Below are 4,147 nucleotides of genomic sequence, written 5' to 3' on the forward strand. Positions count from 1 at the left end.
CAAAAGCTTCGGAAACCATCACCGGCATCAAGGGCGCGTGGGTTCAGGATCAGAGTGTCGAGGTCGCCAACGGCAAAGCGACGATGTACAAGGTCACCCTCAAGCTCACGTTCGTGCTCAAGGGTGATTGATCGCTGTTGACGTGCGGGGCGCCAATATTCGCCGTCGATGCGTCGTTGCCTTCGCCACGCTTGCGATGGCCGCATGGCGACACATTCTTTCGAAGGGGCAGGTGCTCGATCGTCGTCGGCTACTCGGCCGGGTCGTCGGTGGCCAGTTCGACCAAATGCTTCGACCACGCCTGGAACGCGACCCGCGATGGCGGGCGCGGGCCACGGCCAGTGCGCGCCTATATCGACCGTCGCGGGAGCCGACATGTGCTCTCAGTACTCGAGAGTGCTGAGTTCTGCGCTGACTTTTGCGAGATGAAGCCAAGCGGAACATCTCGAAGGTATCCAGGTCCTGTCGTTCGACGATGCATTGTGCGAGCAAATGGGTTTCACGCGTATTCACGAGAAAATCCGGCAGGATAGGGCGGAGCGCCTCTGCGTGCTCTGCGCCTCTGCGTGATCAGTCCCACTGCCCATGCGCACCGTACGCCGCGCCCGACTTTCGGCGGGCGGCGACGCACAGGCCGCTGAACCGATCAGGCAGAGGACGCGGAGGCACAGAGAACGCCGAGCAACAGGCATCGGCACCAATCTGACCGCATGGCTCGAAATGGGCGTCGTTCCGCCAAGCTCCTCTCCGCGACAGCTCGACGTACTCCGTCAGCTTACCGCGCGGTGGATCGATGCGTACGAACGGCAGTGATGTCGCACTCGAGCGGGCAAGAACTCGACACTCTCGAGCTCAGTAGTGTTCCAACGTTTGTCAGAGGAGAACGAGTGGAATGGTCTCGAATTCAGCGTCTGAATAACCAGGTGGTGGCGTACGTAGTTGATGGATCGGGACTTGCGCGAACAGGACCAAATTCAGGATCTGTACAATTCTGTACATGCTCTGCCGGTCTTGCGGTAGACCTTGCTTCGCACCGAGATATGCTGTTTTTCGCGTGCCTTCGCGATCTTCGCGGACTTCGCGCGAACGGCGGTGCTGGCGGCTGTCACGGAGCGATCGGAGAGCCAGCTGGTTCGCGCGAGGCTCGCGGAGCACGCGAAGAGACGCGAAGAACAGCAAAACGATGGAAATGGGCATCGTGCCAACGGACGAAGGCGCGGTGAACCACCACTCCTGTGGTGGCGGTTCTTCGGTGCATAACGGTCCCGCGCGCCTCCGCGCAAAAGACCGAGATGCAGCGCTTCGTCGTTCACGTCGAGACGGGACAAAACGACGCCGTTCCCCAGGCAAATCAACCACGTACACCGTTCTAATTCCGAAACGTCGGGACGCGACTGATGTGCACTACATCAGGGTGATGACGATCGCGCCGCAGGTGCCGGACACCATCGGCAGCCCCGGCATGATCGAGGTGAGGGGGTACACCTCCACGCTTTGCCATTGCAGGGGGCTCATGGTCGCCACAAAGTCCACGTCGACGGGCATTCGATTCAGGTAAAACTGCACCTGGCACGGCGAACCCGCGACGGCGAGTGTGCCCGTACCCGCACGGCTAGCGAACACGGAGAACCCCTGCTGCTCGCGTCGGGCCGTAATGCCCGGAATGCCCATCAGCAAGTCGACCATCGACTGTGGCCGTCGGGAGAGGATGCTGTCGCGCGTATACAACCGTCCGGTGCTCACGCGCATTTGCATAAGTCGTTCCGCCATCGCCATGGCGTCATACTTAGCGCCGTCAAACGTGGCTTGCACCTTCACCGTCGACAACTTGCTCGGCAACTTGCGCAACGCGAGCGGAATCGTATCGGGTCGGCGTGAAGAAATATCCACGGCCCGAGTCACGGGCGCGTAGCCCAGGGCACGGGCGCCCAGGACACGCGAACCACGCGGTGGATCGGGAAAGATCCAGAAGCCGCGAGCATCAGTGCGTGTGGTGAACTCGGTGCCGGCCAGATAGACTTCGACATTCGCCATCGGTCGACCGAGGGCATCGACGACGTCGCCGAGTAGCGGCGCCGCGCCTTGGGGTATCAAATCAGCGGTCGGTGTTGGTGGCGTCGGCGGGCGCGTTTGGGCGCCACCGGTGGCCGCCACGATAAGCGCCGTCGCCAGGAAAACGCAGAGGAGTGAGCGTGTCCGCATCTGCATATAATACCACGCAGCGCATGGCGCGCCACCCACAGGTACCGTTGGCGCGCGGGCATCGGCGTTTCGTCTCGCACAGTGCGCTTTTGAGTCCGGATTCGTCGCGTGTTGTCGAACGCTCTTGTCAGCCCTGGGGGATACCGATCGACGGGGCAACATTCTATCCCGCGAGAATATCGTGTATCGACCTTGTGACGCGATGACTCATGTACTTCGTTACTCACCGTCACCCGGAAATTCGTCCATCCGTCGCAGTGCGTCTGCGCAGTGCGTCTGCGCAGTGCGTCTGCGCAGTGCGTCTGCGCAGTGCGTCTGCGCGCTACCATGGCGAGTTCCGCCACATCCTTCCCAGATCCCGATGCCGACTTCCCACCCCTGGTCACGAGTGCGTCACTGTGCGCTCATGGCCGTAGGCTCCGCCGTGCTGTTCGTCGGTACGCTCAGCGCGCAGCAGGCGCCAGCCACCAACACCCGTCGTGCGCGCGTTACCGGTCGTATCACGGAAGCCGCCAGTGGTCAGCCGATCGTCGGCGCTAGCGTGCAGGTGGTCGGCACCGCAGTGACTGCCCTCACCGGCGCCGATGGCCGTTATGCCATCGCCAGTGCGCCCACGGGCATTTACAGTCTGGAAGCGCGCCGCATCGGCTTCGGCAACAACGTCACCGCGAACGTCCGCCTGATTGCGGACAGTGTGATCACCGTCAACTTCGCGCTCACGACGAATCCCCTGCGTCTCACGGAAATGGTGGTGTCGGCCACCGTCGATCCGACGTCGGGGTTGAAGACACCGTACACGGTTGACAAGCTCACGGCGGCCAACCTGCCGGTCGCCCCGCTCACGTCGGCCGCCGGCGCCATCATCGGCAAAGTAGCCGGTGCAACCATCATTGCGGCCAGCGGTGCGCCCGGCTCCGGCGTGAACATTCAGCTGCGCAGTCCGGTATCGCAGTTCAACTCGAACAGTCCATTGTTCGTGGTCGACGGCGTGTTCCTGAACTCGACGCAGTCGGTGACCACGCAGGACATCGAGTCGATGGATATCGCCACCATTGAAGTGATCAAGGGCGCCGCTGCCGCGTCGCTGTATGGATCACGCGCGGCGTCGGGCGTCATCTCCATTACGACCAACCGTGGACAGGGACTGAGTCTCGGTCAGACGCAGATCACCGTGCGCAACGAGTATGGGCAGAACCTGGTCGCATCCAATCTATTGAAGCCGACCGCGCACCAGTTCCGCATCAATACCCAGGGCCAGTATGTAGACGTGGCCGGTGCCGTGGTGCCGCGCAATCAGCGTGTGTTGCAGGCCAACGGGATCATGGAGAATTCGTACATCGACCCGTTGTTCAACCACATCGATCAGTTCTTCGAGGCCGGTGGCTTCAACACGCAAACGCTCACGGTTCAGCAGAACAGCGCCACTACCAACTTCAATCTGTCGTATACGCGCAATATGCAGCCGGGTGTGATCGAGGGGTCGGATGGCTATCAGCGGCAGTCGCTGCGGGCCAACGTGGACGTCCGTATCAAGGACAAGCTGCAGTTGGGGGCGTCGCTCTTTCATCAGCGCGCCAGTGAAGATCCGTCGTCGGTGGTGTTCTCCGACCTGTTCCGCATCAATCCCGACGTAGACCTGCGGCAGCCGGATCCGCTCGGCCGGTTCAGGTACAACATCATTCCCGACTCCACCGAACTGCGCACCAACCCGTTCTATCGCCAGACATTCAACGACAACATCACCAAGCGGATGCGGTCGCTGATCAGCCTCAACTCCTCCTATCGCCCGGTCAGCTGGCTCACCCTCGACGCGATCGCGAGCTACGACCGTGGCGACCGACAGGTGACCAACTACATCGCGCGCGGTCTCACGAACCTGAATGGCGACGGTACGACGATCGGATCGTTGGCGATCGCCGATGACGATGTGGACGGCATGGTGGCG

Annotated in this window: 4 protein-coding genes; 2 read left to right on the top strand and 2 right to left on the bottom strand. The window is 61.8% G+C overall.

Annotated features, from left to right (window positions below):
- Positions 1 to 131, top strand: a 131-nt coding sequence (locus ACESNG_RS05100; protein WP_373059915.1) for a dodecin family protein, incomplete at its 5' end; no start/stop codon positions are given.
- A 742-nt stretch (positions 132 to 873) separates the two neighbouring features.
- Here ACESNG_RS05100 and ACESNG_RS05105 read toward each other — a convergent pair.
- Together ACESNG_RS05105 and ACESNG_RS05110 are read right to left on the bottom strand one after the other, a co-directional pair.
- Entirely contained in the window at positions 874 to 1,197 is a 324-nt protein-coding gene (locus ACESNG_RS05105; protein ID WP_373068064.1) for a hypothetical protein, read from the bottom strand.
- Between the two features lie 207 nt (positions 1,198 to 1,404).
- The gene (locus ACESNG_RS05110; RefSeq protein WP_373059909.1) at positions 1,405 to 2,202 is read right to left on the bottom strand and encodes a carboxypeptidase regulatory-like domain-containing protein; all 798 of its coding nucleotides are present in this window, start codon (positions 2,200 to 2,202) and stop codon (positions 1,405 to 1,407) included.
- A gap of 406 nt (positions 2,203 to 2,608) precedes the next feature.
- Here ACESNG_RS05110 and ACESNG_RS05115 point away from each other — a divergent pair.
- Positions 2,609 to 4,147 (top strand): carboxypeptidase regulatory-like domain-containing protein (locus tag ACESNG_RS05115; protein WP_373068066.1); only part of this gene is annotated, 1,539 nt, incomplete at its 3' end.

It is taken from the genome of Gemmatimonas sp., assembly GCF_041689975.1.
GTDB lineage: Bacteria > Gemmatimonadota > Gemmatimonadetes > Gemmatimonadales > Gemmatimonadaceae > Gemmatimonas.